A 23689-nucleotide genomic window follows, 5' to 3' on the forward strand; every position below is an offset into this window, starting at 1 on the left:
ACGGAACTTCCCCCTTTACCGGCTGGAACGCACCCTCAGACACAGCCATCGAACGCACCCTTCAGACGCAGTAATCGAACTCACATCAGACACTACAATCCAACCCAACGTCAGGCCCTAAGATGCGCCTGATGCTGCTCCAGCCACACAGGGAAATCTTCGATTGGCATTGGACGGGCGTAATAATAGCCCTGTAAATGATCCACGCCGCGCTCACGCAGATAGTGTGCCTGCTCAGCGGTTTCCACGCCTTCAGCCACTAAGGCAATGTTCAAACGCTGCGCCAGCGAAATCACCATATCGGTTACCGTGGCGTTAATCGCATCGGTGCCGATGGCCGCAGTGAAAATCTTGTCAATTTTCAGCACGTCTGGCTTCAGGTCTTTCAGGTAGGCGAGGGAGCTGTGACCAGTGCCGAAATCGTCGATCGCCAGACGTACGCCGATCTCATGAAGCTGCGATACCACAGATTGATCGATCACCGGCAAGGCATCACGCTCAGTCAACTCGACCACCAGCTTTGGCAGCGGGTTAGCGGGCCACCAGATACTTTGCAGATCCTCGACAATCGCACGATCGCGGAAATGGCTGGCGGCAACGTTAATCGCAATATGGAAAGAGGAACATTGTGGCAGGTTGGGCAACTCATTAACCACTTTGGCTAACACAAAGCGAGTCAGTGGTGCTATCAGGTTCTGACGCTCAGCTAGCGGGATAAACACATCCGGCGCAATCCAGCCCTGACGCGCATTATGCCATCGCAGCAGCAACTCCATGCCATCGCACTCACCACTTTTGGCATTAATCAGCGGCTGACAGTACACCATAAATTCATTCGCGGTAATGCCATAACTGATTTGCCAACTGAGGCTCATGCGGTTCGCGGTGGCTAACCAAACGATATAACCCATCAGCAAGCTCAGCAACACCGCGAGCGGCAATTGGGAAGGAAGCGTATGCAAAGCCAGACGTGCCGGAGAAGGGCCATACAAGGTAATGCTGTAGGGGTAACGCAGTGAAGCCTGATCGAAAGCCACTTCATCTTCCGATGGCTCTGTCTCTTCAATCAGCGGATTACCATATTCCAGACTCTGTCCGCCGACATTAAAAATGGCCCGTTCGACCCAGGGTAACTGCGGCTCCAGCAAATAATTCGTCATCAATTCCACATTGATAACCTGTAGCAGCCCATCGCGATTATCCAGCGATTTGGGCGTCCACAGCAGCAAGACCGGTGAACCTTTCAGCAGGTAGTTATCCGTGGTCAGCATCATGCGCTGATTGTTAATTGCCAGTTCCGGATAGGTCTGACTAAACGAAATATTGCGCGGACCGTAAATGCTGGAGCAGTAAATACTGTCGTCCTGCACCAGTAGAATGGTGCGCACGGTCTGCAATGAAGAAATCTTTTCGATCAACGGATAGCGAACTTGTGCGCAAGGTACGCCAACCAGCCCAAGCGTGTTGTTGGCGGACACATCCAGCGGGGAGAACATACGGTCAAAGCGCTCAATGGCGCGGCTGGAAAAATTCAGTGACTGCTGCTCAATACGCGATTTCTCTTCGATATAACGAAAAGTCAGCGTGAGAATCAGAACCAGCGCCGCGATCACCAACGCAATAAGCAAACGCTTACGGCGAAATTGACCAACAAATTGCTGGGGAATGAGCATCAGTAACCACCTTGCAAAACAAAAATTGAAGCCAAATTAACGTGTAGGTTATCGGCATGGAGGCGGCCAGGTTTAGCGCAGCGCAGAGAAAAAAAGCGGCACTAAAAAACAGCGCGGCCACTAAGGGCCGCGCGCAAATTAATGTATCTGGTTTACTCACCAGGAGGTAGCGTGAGATGCAGAAAATAATTCAATTGATTACTTTTTCAGCATGTCTCGTTAATCACATTGCACTTTGATCGCCAGACCACCGCGAGAGGTTTCACGGTATTTGGCATTCATATCTTTACCGGTTTCGTACATGGTTTCGATCACCTTATCCAGCGAAACTCGCGGCTCACTGGTACGGCGCAACGCCATGCGCGCGGCATTGATGGCTTTGACTGAGGCGATGGCATTACGTTCGATGCACGGCACCTGCACCTGGCCTGCCACCGGATCACAGGTCAATCCCAGATTATGTTCCATGCCGATTTCAGCGGCGACACACACCTGCTCCGGGCTGGCGCCAAGCAATTCCGCCAGGCCAGCGGCAGCCATCGAACAAGCCACACCGACTTCGCCCTGGCAGCCCACTTCGGCACCGGAAATCGAGGCGTTCATTTTATACAGCACGCCAATGGCACCCGAAGCCAGGAAGTAACGGATGAAGATGTCTGGCGTCACGGTCTCAATAAAGTGATCGTAGTAGGCCAGCACTGCAGGCACGATACCGCAGGCGCCATTGGTTGGCGCGGTCACCACACGTCCACCGGCGGCATTTTCTTCATTCACCGCCAGGGCAAACATGTTAATCCAATCAATCACGTTCATCGGATCGTTGGAGTGTTTGGAGGAGGAGACCAGCAAACGACGCAACGAGGCTGCACGGCGCGGCACCCGCAGTGGACCAGGCAATACGCCTTCCGTATTTAAGCCGCGATCGATACAGGCCTGCATGGTTTGCCACACGTTGCCGAAATAGGCATAAATGTCTTCACGACTGTGCAACGCCAGTTCATTCTTCATCACCAAACCGGAAAGTGACAAACCGCTTTCATGGCAGTGGCTCAACAACTCTTTGGCAGAGTTGAACGCATACGGCACGGATACCTCATCCAACACGGATTGGCCGAAATGCTCTTCATCAACGATAAAACCACCGCCGATGGAGTAGTAAGTCTTGGTCAGGATCAACAGATCGCCGGCGAAGGCGAAAACCGTCATGCCGTTTTCATGCAACGACAGATTTTCACTGCGGAACACCATGCCGCCTTCGCGTGGGAAATCGACTTCACGCGCACCATTAGCCAGCAGCAGGCGCTCGCGCTGTTCTACATCTTTAATAAAGGCGGGAATGCTGTCGATATCTACCGTGGCAGGCTCAAACCCAGCCAGCCCCATAATGATGGCGATATCGGTATGGTGACCTTTACCTGTGAGCGACAGCGAGCCATAAACGTCGACGGCAATACGCGTCACGTCCTGCAGCTTGCCCTGTTCGGCCAGCAGATCAACAAACTGCTTGCCCGCTTTCATCGGACCTACAGTATGTGAACTGGATGGGCCAATGCCCACTTTGAACATGTCAAAAACACTAATCACCGGTGACACTCCTCACAAATCTTATTCTGCACGGCTGAGGCCGTTTATGCGGCTAATAGTAATCGCCCGCGTGACTGAGCGAGCAGCTTTTCGCATGAAATAAACTAATTATAATCCACAGAAATAGTTATCCCATTCAGCTGTTGTGAAGTGGATCGAGTTTATGGCGGAAGTAACACGCAGTGTGGAACTCAGGGAAGGGCGATCTGCTGACTGAGTGCGCGAATAATACCGGCGGTCATGCCCCAGATAAAATAATCCTCATACCACGACAACCACACCTGATGCTGACGATGACCTCGGCGCAAGGTGAGTCCACTGTAGCGGCTGAGACGCAGGGCTTCTGCCAGTGGCATCGCAAAGGTGCTTTCCACTTCGTCAGGATTAATATCAAGGGACAGGCCAGCGGGAATGATGCCGACCACCGGCGTGACGGTAAAACCGGTGCTGCTGGTGACCGGCGGTAACACACCCACAACGTTGACCATGGCGGGTTGAATGCCGACTTCTTCCTCGGCTTCACGCAGTGCGGTATGAATGAGTGAATTATCCGTTGCATCCTGCATCCCGCCCGGGAACGCTACCTGACCGGCATGCTTGCGTAAATGTGATGAGCGACGCGTCAACAGTAACCCGGGTTCAACCCCGTCTATTACGGGCACCAGCACCGCCGCCCGCCGACCGCTGATAACGCTTTTGGGCGTACTTACAGGGGGTTGCATGACAAAGCGGTTCAGGAACTGGTCAAGCGTCAGGCTCATTCAAACCTCGCCGCTCAGGCTGGGCAAAATACGATTGACCTTGTGGAAGGTCTCCTGATATTCCAGCTCCACATCGCTATCCGCCACCAGGCCACCACCTGCCGCACAATAAAGATGCTGATTTTCAGCGATTAACGTGCGGATGGTGATGCTGGTATCCATGCGACCACACAAGCTGATGTAACCGATGCTGCCGCACCAGGCGTTGCGGCGCTGCGGTTCCAGTTCCTCAATAATCTCCATAGCGCGTATTTTCGGTGCACCGGTAATGGAGCCGCCGGGGAAACAGGCGCGCAGGAGATCGGTTGCGCCGAGATCTTGAGGTAGTCGCGCGCGCACGGTGCTCACCAGATGATGCACCGCCGGGAAAGGTTCCACCACAAACAGCTCAGGGACGCTGACGCTGCCGGGTTCAGCCACGCGACCAATGTCATTGCGCAGCAAATCGACAATCATCAGGTTCTCGGCGCGATCTTTTTCCGCATGGGCCAGTTTCTCTGCCTGTGCGCGATCGGCTTCTGGATCGGCTAAGCGTGGCAAAGTGCCTTTGATCGGGCGGGTCTCAATCTCCTGCTGCTGTAGCGAGAGAAAACGTTCCGGCGACAGGCTAAGAATGACGCTCTTAGGCAAGCGAATAAACGCACTGAAGGGCGCACGGTTGTCGCGGTTGAGTCGTAAAAAGGCCAGCCACTCGTCGCCGTGATAGCGAGCCTGAAAGCGTTGAGCCAGGTTTACCTGATAACAATCACCGGCTTGAATGTAGTGCTGAACCTGGGCAAAACGCGCAGCGTACTCATCAAAACTGAGGTTTGACTGCCAGTCGCTGGTCAGTGAAAACCCTTTAGGCTGTGGAATCGCCTGCGCCTGCAGCCACTGCCAGCGTTGCCCGGCATCGGTGAGTGAAATCAGGGTGAGTTTTTGCTGATGATGATCCGCGATCAAAGCCCAATCGTAGATGCCGACTGCCATATCCGGCGTCGCCAAATCCTGCTCCGCGCGCTGCGGTAAGGTTTCAAAGCGGCGTCCCAGATCGTAGCCAAACAAACCCAGCGCGCCGCCCTGGAAAGGCAGATCAGCATCAAACAGGGGAGTCGCGCCCAGCATCTCGCACTGTTGCTGTACCAGGTGCAGTGGATCGTCGGCGGAGAGTATCACCTTGCCATTACAGTCGATTTCCGTCATCTCACCGCGCGTGGTGAGCGTGGCACGGGGATCCGCCGTTAAAATGTCAAAACGATTATCGGCATGGTCGGCATCGCCAGAGGTGAGCAACATCGCCCAGGGACGATGAGCAAGCGCAGAAAAACGGTGCAACAGCGCATCCGGCGTATACTTCAGGTTAAGGGTTTTTACGATCATCGGGCTAATTAATCCAACAAGCAGGCGCGTAGCCTGGCACATTTTTTTGTTGCTGGCACCTGTTTGTTCCGCGTGGAATAATGCGTTCCCTTTTGCACCAGGAGCAAATAATGTTTACAGGTCTTCCGGCTTTATCTCATGAACAGCAGCAGCAAGCTGTGGAACGTATCCAGGAATTGATGGCAGGTGGCATGGCGAGTGGTCAGGCGATTGCGCAGGTGGCGCACGAGATCCGTCAGAGCTATCAGGGTGAATCGATTCGGGCGATGTTCGAAGACGACGAAGAAGACGAATAACGCCCGAAAGGGTTACAGCGCAGCGATGATTTTGATTTCCACTTTGTATTTTGGATTCATCAAGTCGGCTTGCACGGTGCAACGTACCGGTGCGTTGTCAGGTGAAACCCACGCATCCCATGCACGATTCATGGCAGGGAAATCGGCTTTATCGACCAGGAAAATTGTGGCATCAAGGATCTTACTTTTGTCTGATCCGACACGAGTCAGAATCGCGTCAATCACCGCCAGCGCGTTGGCGGTTTGCGCTTCGGCATCGGCATCCAGATTTTCGGGCACGCTGGTGTAATAGACGGTCTGGTTATGTACAACAGCTTCTGACATGCGGGGTGCGGGATCAATACGCGTAATAGTCATGGTGTTCTCCTGTAATTTCGCTGCGCTAGCCTGCCATATCCAGTAGGGCGCTGTCATCTGTTGTGGTCGCCTCAGGGGAATCCTGACATAATTACAGTGTTTTTGACCAATCGGTGAGGATGTGTGGCAGACGATTTTGCAGCTGATGGCGCGCTGGCGCAGGCTATTCCAGGTTTCAAACCGCGTGCCGCGCAGCGTGAAATGGCGCAAGCGGTCATGGAAGCGGTGAAGAAAGGCGGTGAGCTGGTGGTCGAAGCCGGCACCGGGACCGGTAAAACTTACGCCTATCTGGCGCCCGCACTGCGTGCGAAAAAAAAGGTCATTATCTCAACCGGCTCCAAAGCTTTGCAGGATCAGCTGTATAACCGCGATTTGCCCACCATCGCTCGTGCCCTGAAGTTCAGCGGTAAAACCGCCCTGCTGAAGGGACGTTCCAACTATTTATGCCTCGAACGTCTGGAGCAGCAAAATCAAACCGGTGGCGATCTGACGGTGCAGGCGCTCGGTGATTTGATTAACGTGCGCAGCTGGTCAAATCAAACTTCGGATGGTGACGTCAGCAACTGTTCCGGCGTCGCCGAAGACAGCCCGATCTGGCCGTTTGTCACCAGCACCAACGATAATTGCCTGGGCAGCGACTGCCCGCTCTACAAAGATTGCTTTGTGGTGAAAGCGCGTAAGAAAGCCATGGATGCCGATGTGGTGGTGGTGAACCATCATCTGTTCCTTGCCGATCTGGTGGTCAAAGAGGGCGGTTTTGGCGAACTGATCCCAGAAGCGGATGTGATGATCTTCGATGAAGCGCATCAGTTACCCGATATCGCCAGTCAATACTTTGGTCAGCAACTGTCGAGCCGCCAACTGCAGGATCTCGCCAAAGACATCATTATTGCCTATCGCACTGAAGTGCGCGACGTGCAGCAGTTGCAGAAATCAGCCGACCGTCTGGCACAGTGCGCGCAGGATTTCCGCTTAACACTGGGCGAGCCGGGTTTTCGCGGCAATCTGCGTGACCTGCTGAGCGACAACAACATCATGCGTATGCTGACCTTGCTGGATGATGCGCTGGAACTTTGCTACGACGTCATCAAATTGTCGCTGGGACGTTCGGCGTTACTGGACGCGGCATTCGAGCGCGCGGCACTGTATCGCACCCGGCTGAAACGCCTGCGCGCCATTGATGAACCGGGCTTAAGCTACTGGTATGAGTGCACCAGCCGCCACTTTACGCTGGCGTTAACGCCGCTATCGGTGGCAGAGCGTTTTCGTGAAGTGATGGACAACCGTAAAGCCGCCTGGGTATTCACCTCCGCGACCCTGGCGGTGAATGAGCAGATGAGTCATTTTTCCAGTCGTTTAGGGGTTGATAAAGCCACCACTATGATTCTCGACAGTCCCTTCGATTACACGCAGCAGGCGCTGTTGTGTGTGCCACGCAATATGCCGGAGCCGAATCAACCCGGCGGTGCCCGTCAGCTGGCACGGATGATGAAACCGCTGATCGATGCCAATAAAGGACGCTGCTTCTTCCTCTGTACTTCCCACAAGATGATGCGCGAACTGGCCGCCGAATTTCGTGCCTCGATGACCTTACCCGTGTTGTTGCAGGGAGAAACCAGCAAAGGCCAACTGCTGAAGCAGTTCCTTGAAGCCGGTAATGCCTTACTGGTGGCGACCAGCAGTTTCTGGGAAGGCGTCGATGTGCGCGGGGATGCACTGTCGCTGGTGATTATCGATAAGCTGCCGTTTACTTCGCCGGAAGATCCGCTGCTCAAAGCGCGCATGGAAGACTGCCGGCTGCGCGGCGGCGATCCCTTCAATGATGTGCAACTGCCGGATGCCGTGATCACCCTGAAGCAGGGTGTCGGCCGTTTAATCCGCGACACAGAAGACCGGGGTGTGCTGGTGATTTGCGATCAGCGTCTGGTATCGCGTCCGTACGGCGGGTTGTTCCTCAATAGTCTGCCACCCACGCCGCGCACCCGCGATTTGCAGCGCGCCATCGCCTTCGTCCGCCAGCCAGAGAAGCACTAATTTGTGCCAGGCTGTGTTAAGATGCGCACCATTTTGACTTTCAGAGGTTGTTATGTCCGCCCGAATTTTAGCTCTGGACACGGCGACAGAAGCCTGTTCTGCCGCGCTGCTCAATCAGCAGCAGATCGATGCCCGCTTTGAAATCGCCCCGCGCGATCACACCCAACGTATCTTACCGCTGGTACAAGAGCTGTTGCAGGCGCAGCAGCTGGCGCTGACGGCACTCGATGCGCTGGCGTTCGGCCGTGGGCCAGGCAGTTTTACTGGCGTGCGCATTGGCATTGGTATCGCGCAAGGGCTGGCGCTGGGGGCGAACTTGCCGATGATCGGCGTATCTTCTCTCGCAACCATGGCTCAGGGCGCATGGCGCTTAACCGGCGCTGAACGCGTGCTGGCCGCCATTGACGCGCGCATGGGCGAAGTTTACTGGGCCGAATATCAGCGTGATGCTAACGGTGAATGGCAAGGTGCTGACTCCGAAGCCGTACTGAAACCCGAAGATGCACAGGCGCGCATCGCCCAGTTAAGCGGCGAATGGGCAACGGTGGGCACCGGCTGGGCAGCTTATCCACATCTGCTAAGTTCGACCGGCGCAACCTTAGTGACCACGGTGGTGACGCTGCCGGCAGCTGAGGATATGCTGCCGCTGGCACTGAGTGCCTGGCAGCGCGATGAGGTTGTAGCAGTGGAAAATGCTGAGCCAGTGTACCTGCGTAACGAAGTGGCATGGAAAAAGTTGCCGGGCCGATAAGTGTGACGCAACTATTCCGTGAGCGCCCAGTCTAACTGAGAAATAACAGGAGAAGTGCTATGCCAATAAGTCGTAAAGGGATGTCTGGCGCTTTGTTAGCCTGCGCGCTGTTGCTCAGCGGCTGCGTTTCGGTACCAGATTCCATTAAAGGGAGTTCTCAACTTCCACAGCAAGATTTATTACGCGTGATGAATGCGCCGCAGCTGTATGTCGGCCAGGAGTCCCGTTTTGGCGGTAAAGTGGTGAAAGTCACTAACCTGACCGGTCTCACACGCCTGGAAATTGCCACCCAACCGCTGGATGACAGTGCGCGGCCACGTTTAGGTTCTGCATCCGTAGGACGCATTTTTGCCGATATTCGCGGGTTCGTCGATCCGGTGGATCTGAACAATCAATACATTACGGTGTTGGGCAACATTAAAGGCATCGAAAAAGGTGAGATTGGGAAAGCCAGCTACAACTTCGTGGTAGTGGATGTGCGTGGCTATCAGCGCTGGCACCTGACTCAGCAGGTGATGACGCCACCGCAGCCTATCGATCCCTGGATCTGGTATGGGCCAACGCGTCGTCATCCGGGTTATTGGGGGCCAAATCCTTATTGGGGGATGAACATGAATACCGGTCCCGCGCAGGTGGAAACTATCCTGACCGAGTAATCCATCATCATTATTTAACGGCCCGGTCGCGGTGCTCGCGACCGGGCTTTTTTATTGGGCGCGCAACCGATGCGCGAAATTTAGTGATGCGCTTCGCAACCTGAAAATGCCGAAACAGGCAAACTGGTACAATCAGTTAAAATATTGTTAACAACACTGATTGCAGAGGCGGCGATGGCTACGCAACAAGAATATCGGGGTGATTCTTTGAATAAGGTTTGGCTTAAACGCTATCCGGCAGATGTTCCTGCGGAGATAAATGCGGACCGTTATACCTCTTTGGTCGAACTTTTCGAGCACGCAGCATTGCAGTATGCCGATCAAACGGCGTTTATTAATATGGGCCAGCCGATGACCTATCGTCAGCTGGATAAGCAAAGTCGTGACTTTGCGGCCTGGCTGCAACAGGGGTTGGGCCTGAAGCAGGGCGACCGCGTGGCGCTGATGATGCCAAACTTGCTGCAGTATCCGGTAGCGCTGTTTGGCGTATTGCGTGCGGGTATGGTGGTGGTCAACGTTAACCCGCTGTACACGCCGCGTGAGCTTAAACATCAACTGAATGACAGCGGTGCCAGTGCGATTGTCATTGTGTCCAACTTTGCCCACACGCTGGAAAAAGTCGTCGCGGAAACGCCGATCAAGCACGTGATGCTGACGCGCATGGGTGACCAACTTGCCCCGATCAAAGCCACGCTGGTTAATTTCGTGGTTAAGTATGTTAAGAAGCTGGTGCCGAAATACCATCTGCCAGGTGCGGTGCCCTTCCGCAGCGCATTGCAGCAGGGTGCGCAGATGACTTACCAGCGTCCGACACTGACGAACAGCGACCTGGCATTCCTGCAATACACCGGCGGCACCACCGGCGTCGCCAAGGGCGCGATGCTGACCCACGGCAACATGCAGGCTAACCTGGAGCAGACAAAAGCCACCTATGGCAAACTGCTGCGTGCGGGCAAAGAGCAGGTGGTCACGGCTCTGCCGCTCTACCATATTTTTGCGTTAACGGTAAACGGCCTGCTGTTTCTCGATCTCGGCGGTACCAACCTGCTGATCACCAATCCGCGTGATATCCCCGGTTTTGTCAAAGAGCTGAGCAAATTCCCGTTCACCGCCATTACCGGCGTCAATACACTGTTTAACGCGCTGCTAAACGACGAAAACTTTAATAAGCTCGATTTCTCTACGCTGCGTCTCTCTGCTGGCGGCGGCATGGCCGTGCAAAAGGCCGTGGCTGAGCGCTGGGAAAAACTCACCGGGCATTATCTGCTCGAAGGCTATGGTTTGACTGAATGTTCACCGCTGGTATCGGTCAATCCGTATGATATCACTTGCCACACCGGCAGCATCGGTCTTCCTGTACCCTCCACGGATGTGCGTATCGTCGATGACGAAGATAACGATGTGGCGCCAGGCGAACCGGGCGAACTCTGTATTCGTGGTCCACAGGTGATGGTGGGTTACTGGCAGCGACCGGATGCCACCGAAGAAGTGTTGAAAAATGGCTGGCTGCACACCGGTGATGTTGTTAACGTTGATGGCGAAGGTTTTATTCGCATCGTCGATCGGAAGAAAGACATGATTCTGGTGTCAGGCTTTAACGTGTATCCTAACGAAATCGAAGATGTGCTGATGCAACATCCGAAAGTGCGCGAAGCCGCCGCAATCGGTGTGCCCAGCGACCTTTCCGGCGAAGCGGTGAAAGTGTGCATCGTTAAAAAGGATCCGTCACTGACGAAAGAAGAAGTGCTGGATCATTGCCGCCGTCAGCTCACCGGCTACAAAGTGCCGAAGATTATCGAGTTTAGAGATGAGCTGCCGAAGACCAACGTGGGCAAAATTTTGCGCCGCGAATTGCGTGACGAGGCGAAGCGAGAAGGGCAGTAAGCTGCCTTTCTCTCCAGGTTAACGCCGGCTCAGTCCGGCGTTTTTATTGCTTTTAACATGGAGCGCTGCGCGAAGTGTGCCGCAGCGAGAATGAATACGTGAATTACACTTTGATCGACCAAAACAGCCAGCTGGCTGCCGTGTGCGAACAAGCGCGCCAGCATGATGCCGTTGCGCTGGATACTGAATTCGTGCGCACGCGCACTTACTATCCGCAGTTGGGTCTGATCCAGCTGTTCGATGGTGAACAACTGGTTCTGATCGATCCGCTTAACATCAGTGACTGGACGCCGTTCATCGCACTGCTGCAAGACAAGCAGGTGACAAAATTCCTGCACGCCGGTGGCGAAGATCTTGAAGTTTTCTTGCATCGTTTTAAATGCCTGCCCGATCCGATGATCGATACTCAAATCCTGGCGGCCTTCGCTGGGCAGCCCCTGTCATGGGGCTTCGCTTCGATGGTTAATCACTTTAACCAAATCGAACTGGATAAGAGCGAATCCCGTACTGACTGGCTGGCGCGCCCGCTCACTGAGCGTCAATGCGACTATGCCGCAGCAGATGTCGCGTATCTTCTGCCGATTGCCCATCAGTTAGTTGAGCAGACGCAAGCCGCAGGCAACATGGCTGCAGCGCTGAGCGAATGCGATAACCTTTGCCAGCGTCGTCTTGACGTTTTGCAGCCAGAGGATGCATGGCGCGACATCACCAACGCATGGCAGTTGCGTCCGCGCCAGTTGGCAGCGCTGCAACGCCTGGCGGCATGGCGCTTGAACATCGCCCGCCAGAAAGACATGGCCGTGAATTTTGTGGTACGTGAAGAGAATCTGTGGAAAGTGGCGCGCTTTATGCCTGGTAGCCTGGGGGAACTCGATCATCTGGGCCTGAACGGTCATGAAATCCGCTTCCACGGGAAAGCGATGGTGGCGCTGGTGGCGGAAGCTCAGGCTCAGGATGAAGCGACCTTGCCACAACCGTTGCCCAATCTGATTGACCATCCACATTACAAACAGGCATTTAAAGCCATCAAAGCGCTGGTGTTACAGGTAAGCGAAGAGACGGGTTTCAGTCAGGAGCTATTGGCTTCACGTCGCCAAATCAATCAGGTGTTAAGCGTTTATTGGGGCTTGAAAAGCGGATGCCGTACACCAGAATTACTGACTGGCTGGCGTGGTGAATTGCTGCAAAAACGAATCGACGAGATCCTGCAGGCGCTATAAGCGGAATGTTTTCCCCTGCGCACAACGCAGGGGAAAATCAGGAACCCGCTACAATCATTTAGGAACGTCTTCCGTCTCCGTCTCCGGCAGTGTGACGTTGAGTTCCAGGATGGAGATATCGTCCCCTTTCTGATCCAGCTGAACGGTCACCATATCCGGGTCAATTTTCACGTACTTACAGATCACTTCCAAAATATCGCGCTTCAGTTGCGGCAGGTAATGGGGCTCACTGTCGCCCCTTCTGCGCTCGGCTACGATAATTTGCAGCCTTTCCTTGGCTATGTTGGCTGTGTTCTTCTTACGGGATAAAAAGAAATCTAATAATGCCATTGGTTATCCCCCGAACAGGCGTTTCAGGAAACCCTTCTTCTCTTCTTCAATAAAGCGGAAGGGGCGTTCTTCGCCAAGCAGGCGATCTACGGTATCAGCGTAAGCTTTACCGGCGTCAGAGTTAGCGTCGAGAATGACCGGCTCACCCTGGTTAGAAGCACGAAGTACCGACTGATCTTCCGGGATCACACCCACCAGTGGTATACGCAGAATCTCCAGCACGTCTTCCATGCTCAGCATGTCGCCACGCGTCACGCGGCCTGGGTTATAACGTGTCAGAAGCAGATGTTCTTTCACCGGGTCCTGGCTGTTTTCAGCACGACGCGATTTAGAAGAGATAATGCCGAGGATGCGGTCGGAGTCACGCACGGAAGAGACTTCCGGGTTGGTGGTGATAATCGCTTCATCCGCAAAGTACAGTGCCATCAACGCACCGGTTTCGATACCCGCAGGGGAATCACACACGATGAAGTCGAACTCCATCGCGGCCAGGTCGTTTAATACTTTTTCCACGCCTTCGCGGGTCAGCGCATCTTTATCACGTGTTTGAGAAGCAGGCAGAATATAGAGTTGCTCCGTGCGCTTGTCACGAATCAGTGCCTGGTTCAGTGTTGCATCGCCCTGGATGACGTTGACGAAGTCATAAACCACACGGCGTTCACAGCCCATGATCAGGTCGAGGTTACGCAGACCGATATCAAAATCGATCACGACAGTTTTCTTGCCTTTCTGCGCTAAACCGGTTGCGATGGCCGCGCTTGACGTGGTCTTGCCAACGCCCCCTTTACCCGATGTAACTACAATGATGCGTGCCATAAATGTTGATTTCCTTAACGAAAGAAAAGGGGCCTAATAAAGTGTCTGAATGGTGAGCGCGCCCTCTTTAAGGCACAGGCGCGCGGCTTTACCAAAGAATTCCGCCGGTATCTGATCCATGATCCAATATTCCCCGGCAATAGAGACCAACTCGGCTGCGAGGTTGGTGCAAAAAATCTGGCTGTCACGTTCGCCACTGGCACCCGCCAGCGCACGACCACGCATCATGCCGTAAATATGAATATTGCCGTCTGCCACCAGTTCGGCACCGGCGCTGACGCTGTTGGTGACGATAAGGTCGGCATTCCGTGCGTAAATTTGTTGGCCTGAGCGCACTGGCGTATTGATGATGCGGGTTTTACTGGCGGTTTCAGCCACCGGTGCCACGATCGGCGGCGCATCTTCGACCACTGGCGCTTCTGCACGCTTGCGATTCTCTTTGCCTTCTGACAACACCGGCAAGCCTGCTCGGGCAATCATCTTTTTCAGGGCTTCATCTTTACAACCGCTGACACCAACAATCCGTAAACCAGTGGCGATGACCGCCTGCTGCATCTGCTTCCAGTTGATGTCACCGTTCAGCGCTGACACATTGAGCACCACCGGCGCATTCTGCAAAAACGCAGGTGCCTGGTCGATTTTGTCCTGCAGCGCCTGACGAATCACCTCGGGTTGTGAATGGTGCAGATGAACCACTGACAGGGTAAAACTGCTTCCCTTGAATTCGATTGGCGTTTGCGACATCTGTCCTGACTCAGTCCTGTTTTACGACCCTAAGATGTACGTCGATAAAATCGTCATTAACATCAAACGGTCAATATTCGAAGTTCTGCAAGCATGTTATAGTTACTGCTATATTCAGGCAAGTGACGCCACAGGTTAATTCGAGTAAAAAATATGTTTTGTGTGATCTACAGAAGCCCGCAACGTGAACAAACTTATCTTTATGTTGAAAAAAAAGACGATTTTTCGCGCGTTCCTGAAGAACTGCTGCGTGGCTTTGGTAAACCCCAGCTGGCAATGGTGCTGTCACTGGACAAACGCGACAAACTGGCTAATGCAGATATCAATAAAGTTAAGCAAGGTTTGAGCGATCAAGGCTATTATTTACAGATCCCACCACCGATTGAAAGTCTGCTCAACATTCATCTTGATCAGAGTAAAAAAGTTTAATTCGGATTCATCTGTAAATATGCCCTGTAAATATCCTCAGTATTATTTGCATTAATTATTCGCCCGCTTTAAAGCAATATTGCGGGCAATAATCTCCGGCGGTGATCCTGTTTGTTAAGCATGATTAACGACTTTTGACAATTTCCGCCACGTCTGCCGCTATAAAACCGCTAATATAATCTTCCTCAGCTTGCCGCGTTCCGGCGCTGAACCTGACCTATCCGCCAGTCAGACTGGCATCAAACACAACCAATGCAGGGGAACAGCATGTATCAGCATCGTAACTGGCAGGGCGCTTTGTTGGATTATCCCGTCAGCAAAGTGGTTTGCGTAGGCAGCAACTATGCGAAGCACATCAAGGAAATGGGCAGCGCCACGCCGACAGAACCGGTGGTGTTTATCAAACCGGAAACGGCGGTGTGCGATCTGCGTCAGCCGCTCTCAATTCCCGCTAACTTCGGCGAAGTGCATCACGAAGTGGAACTGGCAGTGTTGATTGGATCAACACTGAAGCAAGCCAGTGAAGAGCATGTGGTGAAGGCCATTGCCGGATATGGCGTGGCACTGGATCTGACGCTGCGCGATGTGCAGGCAGGCTTAAAAAAAGCCGGGCAGCCGTGGGAAAAATCCAAAGGGTTTGATAACTCCTGCCCGCTGTCAGGTTTTATTCCGGTTTCTGAATTCAGCGGCGACCCGCAAGACACCGAACTGAAACTGGTGGTGAATGGTGAAGTGCGCCAGCATGGCAGCACGGCGGATATGATTCACAAAATCCTGCCGCTGATTGCCTATATGAGTCAGTACTTTACGCTGCGCGCCGGCGACGTGATCCTGACGGGCACCCCGGAAGGTGTCGGGCCAATGCGATCTGGCGATAAACTCGAAATCTCGCTGGCCGGTCACGGAATTACCACCCGCGTACTGTAAAACTTGCATCACCGCACCTAACCCTTTATAAGGTGCGGTCTTATTGCACAACCCGGACCGCGATCATGACTGAACAACCTTTCTGGCAGACAAAACGCCTTGACCAAATGGACGATGCAGAGTGGGAATCACTGTGCGACGGCTGCGGCCAGTGCTGCCTGAATAAGTTGCAGGATGCGGACACCGACGAAATCTATTTCACCAATGTGGCCTGCAATCAGCTGAACATCAAAACCTGCCAGTGCCGTAACTACGAGCGCCGGTTTGAATTTGAAGAGGACTGTATCAAGCTGACGCGTGAAAACCTCACCACCTTTAACTGGTTGCCGCGCACCTGCGCCTATCGTCTGTTAGGCGAAGGCGGCACATTGCCTGCCTGGCATCCATTGGTGGCCGGTTCGAAAAAAGCGATGCATGCGCAGCGTATCTCGGTGCGGTATATCGCGGTACGGGAGAGTGAAGTGCGCGACTGGGAAGATCACATTATCGATCGGCCCGATCGTAACGGTTGACGTGATAACAGGCAGCGAGAGCTGCCTGTTTTGTTTTGATTAGCGGCTAAACAGATCGCGGCGTTTTGGCTTAAACGGCTGGGCAATCAGCACCAGTGCACCAACCAGCAGATACGCGGCAAAGATGACGATCATCCACTGCGGCATACTCCAGGTCAGGAATGTCCAGCTGCGTTCGGCACAATCACCGCTGGCTACAAATACCGATGGCAGCCATTTATCCAACGGCAGCCAGGTCGGGAAGCGCGCGGCAAAGTCACAAGTGACAAACGGATTCGGGTGCAGCTGAATATTCGTATGTTCAATCGAAAGCATTAAGCCCTTATAAGCGCTGTACAGCCAAATCAGGATAGCGGCCCAGCGCAGTGGCAGGGACTTCGGGGCGAACGCGCCAACGATTCCTGCACCCATGACGCCAAACAGCGCACAACGTTCGTAGATACACATCACGCAGGGTTTCAGTCCCATGACGTGTTGAAAGAAGAGTGCAGTCAGTTCAAAAGCCAGTGCTGTCAGAGCCAGCAATAACCATGCCCCGCGTCCTCGTGAGCATTGATTCAAATATCGCAACATATTGCTTATCCTGTAACCATTAATGCTTCGCAGTGTAAACCAAAAGCGTAACCGTGCCAGCCAGGTAAGGGGAAAAAATCATGTACAAAAATGACTTAAGCCTGATCCAGGCCATAAAAAGCGCATTTACTGATCAAGCGGAGGTGACAGAAGGTCTATACCAAGCAAACGAGTGCGTTGCCGTCTGACCGGTTAAAAACACCGCTGAATTTTGCGCCAGCGCGCGCTTTTAATCAGTTGTCAGTCTATTTCCGCTATAGCCGCTCTGGTATGATGAGTGCCATTACGACAAAGAAAGCAATGAGAAATAAATGCTATGGTGATTAAGGCGCAAAGCCCCGCAGGATTTGCTGAAGAGTATATTATTGAAAGCATCTGGAACAGTCGCTTTCCGCCGGGGTCTATTCTGCCTGCTGAACGTGAGCTTTCTGAACTGATTGGCGTCACGCGCACTACGCTGCGTGAAGTTTTACAGCGTCTGGCACGCGATGGATGGTTAACCATTCAGCATGGTAAACCCACGCGCGTGAATGATTTCTGGGAAACCTCCGGTCTTAACATTCTTGAAACGCTTGCCCGCCTCGATCACGATAGCGTACCGCAGTTGATTGATAATCTGTTGTCGGTGCGTACCAATATCGCGTCGATTTTTATCAGCCGCGCACTGCGCCATCATCCGGACAAAGCGCGCGAGGTGCTGGAAACTGCACTGAGCGAAGAGGATAAAGCAGAAGCCTACACCGAACTGGATTATCGCGTGTTCCGTGGTTTGGCCTTTGCCTCCGGTAACCCGATTTATGGATTGATCCTGAACGGTTTGAAAGGGCTGTATACCCGCGTGGGACGCCACTATTTCTCTAATCCTGAGGCGCGTCATCAGGCTCGTAGCTTCTATCGTCAACTGGCGGATTTGTGCAGTGCGAATCCCACGCAGGACCAGATTGTCGATACAGTACGTGAGTATGGTCGTCGCAGTGGAGAGATCTGGCATAGCATGCAAAAAAGCATGCCCGATGATTTAGCCAGCAAGCGCTAAAAGAAAACCGGACTTTAACAGTCCGGTTTTTTTATGCTTACAGTGCCGGGCCACGTGAAGGCGAACGGTCCAGCAGCTCAACGCTGCCATCTTCGTTCTGTTGTTCCAGAATCACATCGAAACCCCACAACCGATGCACATGCTTCAGCACTTCGCGGCGGCTTTTATCCAACGGCGCGCGTTGCTGTGGCACGTAGCGTAAGGTCAGCGAACGGTCGCCGCGCAGATCCACATTATAGACCTGGATGTTAGGCTCCAGATTGCTCAGGTTGTACTGTGCTGACAGTTGCTGGCGGATGGCGCGATAGCCTGCCTCATCGTGGATCGCGGCAATTTCCAGGAAGTTATTGCGATCGTCATCCATTACCGTAAACAGGCGGAAGTCTCGCATCACTTTGGGCGACAGGAATTGGCTGATGAAACTCTCATCTTTAAACTCGCGCATGGCAAAGTGCAGCGTTTTCAGCCAGTCGGAACCCGCAATATCCGGGAACCAGTAGCGATCTTCTTCCGTCGGTGACTGGCAGATACGCTTGATATCCTGGAACATGGCGAAGCCCAAAGCGTAAGGGTTTATGCCGTTATACCACTGGCTGTTATACGGCGGCTGATACACCACATTGGTGTGGCTGTGCAGGAACTCCATCATAAAGCGTTCCGACACTTTCCCTTCGTCGTATAGATGGTTGAGGATGGTGTAATGCCAGAAGGTCGCCCATCCTTCGTTCATCACCTGCGTCTGTTTCTGCGGGTAAAAATACTGGCTAACTTTACGCACGATGCGCAGCACCTCACGTTGCCAGGATTCCAGCAGCGGGGCGTTTTTTTCCATAAAGTAGAGCAAGTTTTCCTGCGGTTCCGAAGGATAGCGCGCCGCTTCCACGTGCACGGACTCCTTCTCTTTACGCGGCAGGGTGCGCCATAACGTATTCACCTGGCTCTGCAGATACTCTTCACGACTTTTTTGTCGCGCTTTCTCTTCCTGCAGCGAAATTTTTTGCGGACGCTTGTAGCGATCAACGCCGTAGTTCATCAGAGCATGGCAGGAGTCGAGCAGCCGCTCCACTTCTTCCACGCCATATCGCTCTTCGCAATCAGTGATGTAGTTACGCGCGAATAACAGGTAATCGACGATGGAGCTGGCATCGGTCCAGCTGCGGAATAAATAGTTATTTTTAAAGAAAGAGTTGTGCCCATAGCACGCGTGCGCCATCACCAGCGCCTGCATGGTCATGGTGTTCTCTTCCATTAAATAAGCAATACAAGGATTGGAGTTGATGACGATCTCGTACGCTAAGCCCTGCTGACCATGTTTATAGCGCTGTTCGGTTTCAATAAATTTTTTACCGAACGACCAGTGGGCATAGTTAATCGGCATACCCACGCTGGAGTAGGCATCCATCATTTGTTCGGAGGTGATGACTTCGATTTGATGCGGATAGGTATCAAGCCCGTAGCTTTTCGCTACACGGTCAATTTCTGCCAGATAAACATCAAGCAGTTCAAAGGTCCAGTCGGGTCCATCACTGAGTCGTTTACTGCTCCGGGTTGGCTCGTCAAAGATTGTCGTCATAGCGCACCTCTGTTTTGCAAGCGGCAGGCAACGGAGTGTCACCTGTCACGATCGTTTAAGGCTTCATCCTGAGAAAGACGGCCCAATAAAACTGAGCGAACACTTCAATGATAGTCCACTGTCGCTTATCCGAAACCGGAACTCAATCGAATTCTTTTGGCAGAAAATCATTCAAAAATCGTCGCTTAAGTCATTACTGATGACAACTGTTGGTTTTTAGCAAACTTGTAGAATAAAACTCTGTTTATAAGCGCATTATATGACTGCGGCGCTTTCTCCTGAAAAAAGATAAAAGCACTCCCTTGCGCATAATAAATTGCTGATTAATGGTTTTATGGCATAAAAAATCCTGATTTTTGCACTGCCTCATGATTTCTGTGTGCAGGAAGGTGAAAAACATGTGAAATATGTCTGTCGAATGTAAGATAAGAAGTGCTGTCTGGTTATGCTGATACAAACAGCATTCATAGTTGATTATGCTTTTGCCGCGGCGAGGGGCTTATGCGCGTAGTGATTCTTGGAAGTGGTGTCGTGGGAGTGGCGAGTGCCTGGTATCTGGCGCAGGCTGGACATGAGGTGACGGTCATCGATCGCCAGCCGGGGGCCGCGCTGGAAACCAGTGCCGGTAACGCTGGCCAGATCTCTCCAGGTTATGCGGCGCCCTGGGCGGCACCGGGTGTGCCACTGAAAGCGGTTAAATGGATGTTCCAGCGCCACGCGCCATTGGCCGTCCGCCTCGATGGCAGCAAGTTCCAGCTGGAATGGATGTGGAACATGCTGCGCAACTGTGACATGCGCCATTATCAGGAAAACAAAGGACGCATGGTACGTATCGCGGAATACAGCCGTGATTGCCTGAAAGCATTGCGCGCCTCGACCGGTATCGCCTATGAAGGCCGGCAGGGCGGCACCTTGCAGTTGTTCCGCACTCAGCAACAGTTTGAGAGCGCCAGCAAAGATATTGCCGTGCTCAAAGAAGCCGGCGTGCCTTACGAACTCCTGGAAGCACACCAGTTACACAGCGTTGAACCGGCGCTGGCCACGACGGCACATAAACTGACCGGCGGGCTGCGTTTACCGAATGATGAAACCGGAGACTGCCAGCTGTTTACGCAGCGCCTGGCCGAGATGGCAGCCGCTGCGGGTGTCACCTTCCGCTACGACACTCAGGTTGATCAACTGCTGCGTGAAGGCAATCGTATTTACGGTGTGAAGTGTGGCGAAGAGGTGATTAAAGCGGACGCCTATGTGGTGGCGTTCGGCTCCTACTCGACCGCGCTGCTGAAAGACATCGTGTCAATTCCGGTCTATCCGCTTAAAGGCTATTCCCTCACTATCCCGATTAAGAATCCAGACGCAGCCCCGGTCTCCACCATCCTTGATGAGACCTACAAAGTGGCGGTCACGCGCTTTGACGATCGCATCCGCGTGGGGGGCATGGCGGAAATTGTTGGTTTTAACACCAAACTGACGCCTGCACGACGTGAAACGCTGGAGATGGTGGTCAGCGATCTCTATCCTGAAGGCGGTTTTGTTGAACAGGCCACGTTCTGGACAGGATTGCGTCCGATGACGCCGGACGGCACGCCGATTGTCGGGCGTACACCGCTGTCCAATCTCTATCTCAACACCGGTCACGGAACGCTGGGATGGACCATGGCCTGTGGTTCCGGTCAGCTATTGGCCGATTTGATTTCCGGTCAGAAACCGGCGATTGCCGCAGACGATTTGTCAGTACTGCGCTACCTGCCGGGTTTCGAACCCCATTCGTCGCCGTTGCGTAACGCTAACGCGGCGCGTTGAGACCTCAGGGAGAGCACAAGCATGTCACGTCCTACTGGCGCCACCATTAACCAACAGGCGCTGCGCCACAATTTGGCGATTGTACGGCAGGCTGCACCGCAGTCGCGGGTTTGGTCAGTGGTTAAAGCCAATGCTTACGGGCACGGTATCGCGCGTGTCTGGCAAAGTCTGGCAGAGACCGATGGTTTCGCGCTGTTGAATATGGAAGAAGCGATTCTGTTGCGTGAGCAGGGTTGGAAAAAACCGATTCTGTTGCTGGAAGGTTTCTTCCATGCCGAAGATTTAACCTTGATCGATCGTTATCGTTTGACCACCAGTGTGCACAGCAACTGGCAGATTCAGGCGCTGGCCAAAGCTTCACTTTCTGCACCGGTTGATATCTATGTGAAGATGAACAGCGGCATGAATCGGCTGGGTTTCCGTCCGGAACAGGTGCAGGCGGCGTGGCAGAAACTGCGTGCGCTCCCTAACGTCGGTGAGATGACGCTGATGGCACATTTTGCGGACGCGGAAAACCCGGAAGGACTTATCGAACCGATGAAGCGCGTTGAACTGGCCGCCGAAGGTTTGGATTGCCCGCGCTCGCTCTCCAACTCTGCCGCCACTTTGTGGCATCCAGAGGCGCACTTTGACTGGGTGCGTCCGGGGATCATTCTCTATGGCGCATCGCCAAGCGGGAATTGGCAGGATATTGCCAGCAGCGGCTTGCAGCCGGTGATGACGCTGAACAGTGAAATCATTGGTGTGCAGCAGCTCAGTGCTGGTGACGGCGTGGGCTATGGCTATCGCTATCATGCATCGGGCGCACAGCGCATTGGTATTGTGGCCTGCGGCTATGCAGATGGCTATCCACGCCATGCGCCAACCGGCACGCCAGTCAGCGTCGACGGTATTCGTACCCAGACGCTGGGCGCGATCTCCATGGATATGATGATGATTGACCTCGAACCTTGCCCGCAGGCCGGGATTGGTTCCAAAGTGGAACTGTGGGGCAATCAGGTGAAAATCGATGAGGTGGCGAAAGCCGCTGGCACGGTGGGCTACGAGCTGATGTGCGCGCTCGCGCCCCGCGTACCAGTTGAGATTATTTAAGCGCGGTCACGCTGCCGTGCATCTTCTTACTGCAGCGCCAGGCAATCAGGGCCAGCGCTGCACCTAAAAGCATCATTAAAGCCAGTGCTGATTTTTCTGCGACCGGCAATGCCACAATCATCAGGCTGCCACCCGCGCCGCACGCCATCTGAATAAACCCCTGCAATGCCGCGGCAACGCCTGCCTGCTGCTGATACGGCTCTAACGCGTAGCTGGTGGCGGGGCCAACGGTAAAGGCCAGTCCTGCAACCGATACCGCCACCGGAATCATATACAGCGCCCAGTGTGTCTGCCATGCGGCAGGCAACAGCATCATTCCCGCCAGCAGCAGAATGGCACCCAGCTGCATGGTGACAAAGCCCATCGCCAGGCAGAACGGGCGTCCGGCTTTACGGATAGTCTTATTCACAAACGCACTGACCAGCATGATCCAAAAGCCGTTGGCACCAAAGGCAAAGGAGAATTGCAGGGGCGTCAGACCCCCTTCCGTCATTAGCACGTGGGGGGCAAGTGACACATAAGTCAGCACCATGCCGAGCGCACCCGCGTTGGCAAACGCGAAGGCAAGAAAACGCGGCTCACGTGCAATTGCCGCATATTGCGCTAACGGCAATCCTTTGACGCGTAACGTATCGGCTGGACGGGTTTCCGGCAGGAAGAACACCACAATCAAACCAATGACTGCAGCATAGCCACACAGGAACCAGAAGGGCGCTCGCCAGCCGTAGGCTTCAGCAAGGATACCACCCAGTAGTGGCGCCAATGCCGGCACAATATTCAATGCACCATTGAGAAAACCATAGGCGCGCGCAGCTTCATCACCGCTTAAACGATCGCGCACGCCACTGAAGGCCACCACTGCACTGCAACAGACCGCGCAGCCCTGAATCAAACGGGCGAGGAAGAACACTGGCCATACGGTGGCCGTTGCCGCCACGGCGCTGCCAATGATGTAAAGCACCAGGCCAATGATCGCAATCGGCTTACGGCCAAAATTATCTACCAAGGGTCCGGTCACCAGCTGGCCGATGCCCATCACCAGTAAGAACAGCGGGATGGTGATCTGAATCAAACTGACCGGACTGTTAAGGCCTTCAGCGATTTGCGGCAGAGTAGGAAGGTATAGATCGATGCCGAGTGGTGCCAGCAGCACCAGGCTTAAAAGCAGCAGGGTAAATTTTTGCATCTGAAACCAGAAACGTCCTGTTAAACAAGCGGGAAGGGTAATGACTTAGCAGGGAAAAAGAAAGGAATAAAAAAGCGATGTCTGCTGAGACAA

General features: G+C 53.6%; 23 protein-coding genes. 12 read left to right on the forward strand and 11 right to left on the reverse strand.

What is annotated here, in order from left to right; genetic code table 11:
* Window positions 1-110: 110 nt before the first annotated feature.
* The 4 genes from VI01_RS17540 to pabB form a co-directional block, all read right to left on the reverse strand.
* The gene (locus tag VI01_RS17540; RefSeq protein ID WP_045816067.1) at window positions 111-1673 is read right to left on the reverse strand and encodes an EAL domain-containing protein; all 1563 of its coding nucleotides are present in this window, start codon (window positions 1671-1673) and stop codon (window positions 111-113) included.
* 219 nt (window positions 1674-1892) lie between these two features.
* Window positions 1893-3257 carry an L-serine ammonia-lyase gene (locus tag VI01_RS17545; RefSeq protein WP_045816068.1) on the reverse strand — a complete coding sequence of 455 codons (1365 nt, stop codon included), beginning with the start codon at window positions 3255-3257 and terminating at the stop codon, window positions 1893-1895.
* 191 nt (window positions 3258-3448) lie between these two features.
* Entirely contained in the window at window positions 3449-4018 is a 570-nt protein-coding gene (locus VI01_RS17550; protein WP_045816069.1) for a CoA pyrophosphatase, read from the reverse strand.
* Window positions 4019-5377, reverse strand: coding sequence for an aminodeoxychorismate synthase component 1 (gene pabB, locus VI01_RS17555; RefSeq protein WP_045816105.1), 1359 nt, complete (start codon window positions 5375-5377; stop codon window positions 4019-4021).
* Window positions 5378-5487: 110 nt separating this feature from the next.
* Between pabB and VI01_RS17560 the strand changes: the two genes are divergently transcribed.
* Window positions 5488-5673, forward strand: coding sequence for a YoaH family protein (locus VI01_RS17560; protein ID WP_034828730.1), 186 nt, complete (start codon window positions 5488-5490; stop codon window positions 5671-5673).
* Between the two features lie 12 nt (window positions 5674-5685).
* On the opposite strand, the gene VI01_RS17565 is transcribed toward VI01_RS17560, so the two are convergent.
* Window positions 5686-6030: a RidA family protein gene (locus VI01_RS17565; RefSeq protein ID WP_045816070.1), complete on the reverse strand. Its 345-nt coding sequence runs from the start codon at window positions 6028-6030 to the stop codon at window positions 5686-5688.
* Between the two features lie 123 nt (window positions 6031-6153).
* On the opposite strand from VI01_RS17565, the gene VI01_RS17570 reads away from it, so the two are divergent.
* The 5 genes from VI01_RS17570 to rnd all read left to right on the forward strand — a co-directional run bounded on the left by VI01_RS17570 (window position 6154) and on the right by rnd (window position 12575).
* Window positions 6154-8064, forward strand: a complete 1911-nt coding sequence (locus VI01_RS17570) for an ATP-dependent DNA helicase (protein ID WP_045816071.1) — start codon at window positions 6154-6156, stop codon at window positions 8062-8064.
* A gap of 52 nt (window positions 8065-8116) precedes the next feature.
* Entirely contained in the window at window positions 8117-8815 is a 699-nt protein-coding gene (tsaB, locus tag VI01_RS17575; RefSeq protein WP_045816072.1) for a tRNA (adenosine(37)-N6)-threonylcarbamoyltransferase complex dimerization subunit type 1 TsaB, read from the forward strand.
* A 59-nt stretch (window positions 8816-8874) separates the two neighbouring features.
* Window positions 8875-9471 (forward strand): Slp family lipoprotein, encoded by a 597-nt coding sequence (locus VI01_RS17580; protein WP_045816073.1) that lies wholly within the window; start codon window positions 8875-8877, stop codon window positions 9469-9471.
* Window positions 9472-9678: 207 nt separating this feature from the next.
* Window positions 9679-11355: a long-chain-fatty-acid--CoA ligase FadD gene (gene fadD / locus VI01_RS17585; RefSeq protein WP_156149374.1), complete on the forward strand. Its 1677-nt coding sequence runs from the start codon at window positions 9679-9681 to the stop codon at window positions 11353-11355.
* Between the two features lie 98 nt (window positions 11356-11453).
* A complete protein-coding gene (gene rnd / locus VI01_RS17590; RefSeq protein ID WP_038650065.1) occupies window positions 11454-12575 on the forward strand; it encodes a ribonuclease D in 1122 nt (373 codons plus the stop codon).
* Window positions 12576-12629: 54 nt separating this feature from the next.
* On the opposite strand, the gene minE is transcribed toward rnd, so the two are convergent.
* The 3 genes from minE to minC are packed head-to-tail and all read right to left on the reverse strand — an operon-like array spanning window position 12630 to window position 14465.
* On the reverse strand, window positions 12630-12905 hold the full coding sequence (gene minE, locus VI01_RS17595) for a cell division topological specificity factor MinE (RefSeq protein ID WP_034828741.1): 276 nt from the start codon (window positions 12903-12905) through the stop codon (window positions 12630-12632).
* Between the two features lie 3 nt (window positions 12906-12908).
* Window positions 12909-13721, reverse strand: coding sequence for a septum site-determining protein MinD (minD, locus tag VI01_RS17600; protein ID WP_034828743.1), 813 nt, complete (start codon window positions 13719-13721; stop codon window positions 12909-12911).
* Window positions 13722-13754: 33 nt separating this feature from the next.
* A complete protein-coding gene (minC, locus tag VI01_RS17605) occupies window positions 13755-14465 on the reverse strand; it encodes a septum site-determining protein MinC (RefSeq protein ID WP_045816075.1) in 711 nt (236 codons plus the stop codon).
* 153 nt (window positions 14466-14618) lie between these two features.
* Here minC and VI01_RS17610 point away from each other — a divergent pair, with 153 nt between their 5' ends.
* From VI01_RS17610 to VI01_RS17620, 3 genes are all read left to right on the forward strand, one after another.
* Window positions 14619-14894: a YcgL domain-containing protein gene (locus VI01_RS17610; RefSeq protein ID WP_045816076.1), complete on the forward strand. Its 276-nt coding sequence runs from the start codon at window positions 14619-14621 to the stop codon at window positions 14892-14894.
* Between the two features lie 267 nt (window positions 14895-15161).
* The gene (locus VI01_RS17615) at window positions 15162-15821 is read left to right on the forward strand and encodes a fumarylacetoacetate hydrolase family protein (RefSeq protein WP_038646607.1); all 660 of its coding nucleotides are present in this window, start codon (window positions 15162-15164) and stop codon (window positions 15819-15821) included.
* A gap of 65 nt (window positions 15822-15886) precedes the next feature.
* Window positions 15887-16333, forward strand: a complete 447-nt coding sequence (locus VI01_RS17620; RefSeq protein WP_038646609.1) for a YcgN family cysteine cluster protein — start codon at window positions 15887-15889, stop codon at window positions 16331-16333.
* Window positions 16334-16372: 39 nt separating this feature from the next.
* Here the strand turns inward: VI01_RS17620 and dsbB are convergent, their stop codons facing one another.
* A complete protein-coding gene (gene dsbB / locus VI01_RS17625) occupies window positions 16373-16906 on the reverse strand; it encodes a disulfide bond formation protein DsbB (RefSeq protein ID WP_034828752.1) in 534 nt (177 codons plus the stop codon).
* A 316-nt stretch (window positions 16907-17222) separates the two neighbouring features.
* Here dsbB and fadR point away from each other — a divergent pair, with 316 nt between their 5' ends.
* Window positions 17223-17942 carry a fatty acid metabolism transcriptional regulator FadR gene (fadR, locus tag VI01_RS17630; protein WP_045816077.1) on the forward strand — a complete coding sequence of 240 codons (720 nt, stop codon included), beginning with the start codon at window positions 17223-17225 and terminating at the stop codon, window positions 17940-17942.
* Between the two features lie 37 nt (window positions 17943-17979).
* Here the strand turns inward: fadR and VI01_RS17635 are convergent, their stop codons facing one another.
* Window positions 17980-19515, reverse strand: coding sequence for a SpoVR family protein (locus VI01_RS17635; RefSeq protein ID WP_034828757.1), 1536 nt, complete (start codon window positions 19513-19515; stop codon window positions 17980-17982).
* Between the two features lie 501 nt (window positions 19516-20016).
* Between VI01_RS17635 and VI01_RS17640 the strand changes: the two genes are divergently transcribed.
* Entirely contained in the window at window positions 20017-21318 is a 1302-nt protein-coding gene (locus VI01_RS17640; protein WP_045816078.1) for a D-amino acid dehydrogenase, read from the forward strand.
* Between the two features lie 21 nt (window positions 21319-21339).
* Window positions 21340-22410: a catabolic alanine racemase DadX gene (dadX, locus tag VI01_RS17645; RefSeq protein WP_034828760.1), complete on the forward strand. Its 1071-nt coding sequence runs from the start codon at window positions 21340-21342 to the stop codon at window positions 22408-22410.
* Here the strand turns inward: dadX and VI01_RS17650 are convergent.
* A complete protein-coding gene (locus VI01_RS17650) occupies window positions 22403-23596 on the reverse strand; it encodes a multidrug effflux MFS transporter (RefSeq protein ID WP_045816079.1) in 1194 nt (397 codons plus the stop codon). The genes dadX and VI01_RS17650 overlap by 8 nt on opposite strands.
* Window positions 23597-23689 lie beyond the last annotated feature (93 nt).

The organism is Pantoea sp. SM3, from assembly GCF_000963995.1.
Taxonomy (GTDB): Bacteria; Pseudomonadota; Gammaproteobacteria; order Enterobacterales; family Enterobacteriaceae; genus Pantoea; species Pantoea rwandensis_B.

Bases quoted from the DNA above. Each gene is read 5' to 3' on its own strand.
- VI01_RS17540 (WP_045816067.1), bottom strand. From the start codon at position 1,673: ATGCTCATTCCCCAGCAATTTGTTGGTCAATTTCGCCGTAAGCGTTTG.
- VI01_RS17550 (WP_045816069.1), bottom strand. From the start codon at position 4,018: ATGAGCCTGACGCTTGACCAGTTCCTGAACCGCTTTGTCATGCAACCC.
- pabB (WP_045816105.1), bottom strand. From the start codon at position 5,377: ATGATCGTAAAAACCCTTAACCTGAAGTATACGCCGGATGCGCTGTTG.
- VI01_RS17560 (WP_034828730.1), top strand. From the start codon at position 5,488: ATGTTTACAGGTCTTCCGGCTTTATCTCATGAACAGCAGCAGCAAGCT.
- VI01_RS17565 (WP_045816070.1), bottom strand. From the start codon at position 6,030: ATGACTATTACGCGTATTGATCCCGCACCCCGCATGTCAGAAGCTGTT.
- tsaB (WP_045816072.1), top strand. From the start codon at position 8,117: ATGTCCGCCCGAATTTTAGCTCTGGACACGGCGACAGAAGCCTGTTCT.
- VI01_RS17580 (WP_045816073.1), top strand. From the start codon at position 8,875: ATGCCAATAAGTCGTAAAGGGATGTCTGGCGCTTTGTTAGCCTGCGCG.
- minE (WP_034828741.1), bottom strand. From the start codon at position 12,905: ATGGCATTATTAGATTTCTTTTTATCCCGTAAGAAGAACACAGCCAAC.
- minD (WP_034828743.1), bottom strand. From the start codon at position 13,721: ATGGCACGCATCATTGTAGTTACATCGGGTAAAGGGGGCGTTGGCAAG.
- minC (WP_045816075.1), bottom strand. From the start codon at position 14,465: ATGTCGCAAACGCCAATCGAATTCAAGGGAAGCAGTTTTACCCTGTCA.
- VI01_RS17610 (WP_045816076.1), top strand. From the start codon at position 14,619: ATGTTTTGTGTGATCTACAGAAGCCCGCAACGTGAACAAACTTATCTT.
- VI01_RS17615 (WP_038646607.1), top strand. From the start codon at position 15,162: ATGTATCAGCATCGTAACTGGCAGGGCGCTTTGTTGGATTATCCCGTC.
- VI01_RS17620 (WP_038646609.1), top strand. From the start codon at position 15,887: ATGACTGAACAACCTTTCTGGCAGACAAAACGCCTTGACCAAATGGAC.
- dsbB (WP_034828752.1), bottom strand. From the start codon at position 16,906: ATGTTGCGATATTTGAATCAATGCTCACGAGGACGCGGGGCATGGTTA.
- fadR (WP_045816077.1), top strand. From the start codon at position 17,223: ATGGTGATTAAGGCGCAAAGCCCCGCAGGATTTGCTGAAGAGTATATT.
- VI01_RS17635 (WP_034828757.1), bottom strand. From the start codon at position 19,515: ATGACGACAATCTTTGACGAGCCAACCCGGAGCAGTAAACGACTCAGT.
- VI01_RS17640 (WP_045816078.1), top strand. From the start codon at position 20,017: ATGCGCGTAGTGATTCTTGGAAGTGGTGTCGTGGGAGTGGCGAGTGCC.
- dadX (WP_034828760.1), top strand. From the start codon at position 21,340: ATGTCACGTCCTACTGGCGCCACCATTAACCAACAGGCGCTGCGCCAC.
- VI01_RS17650 (WP_045816079.1), bottom strand. From the start codon at position 23,596: ATGCAAAAATTTACCCTGCTGCTTTTAAGCCTGGTGCTGCTGGCACCA.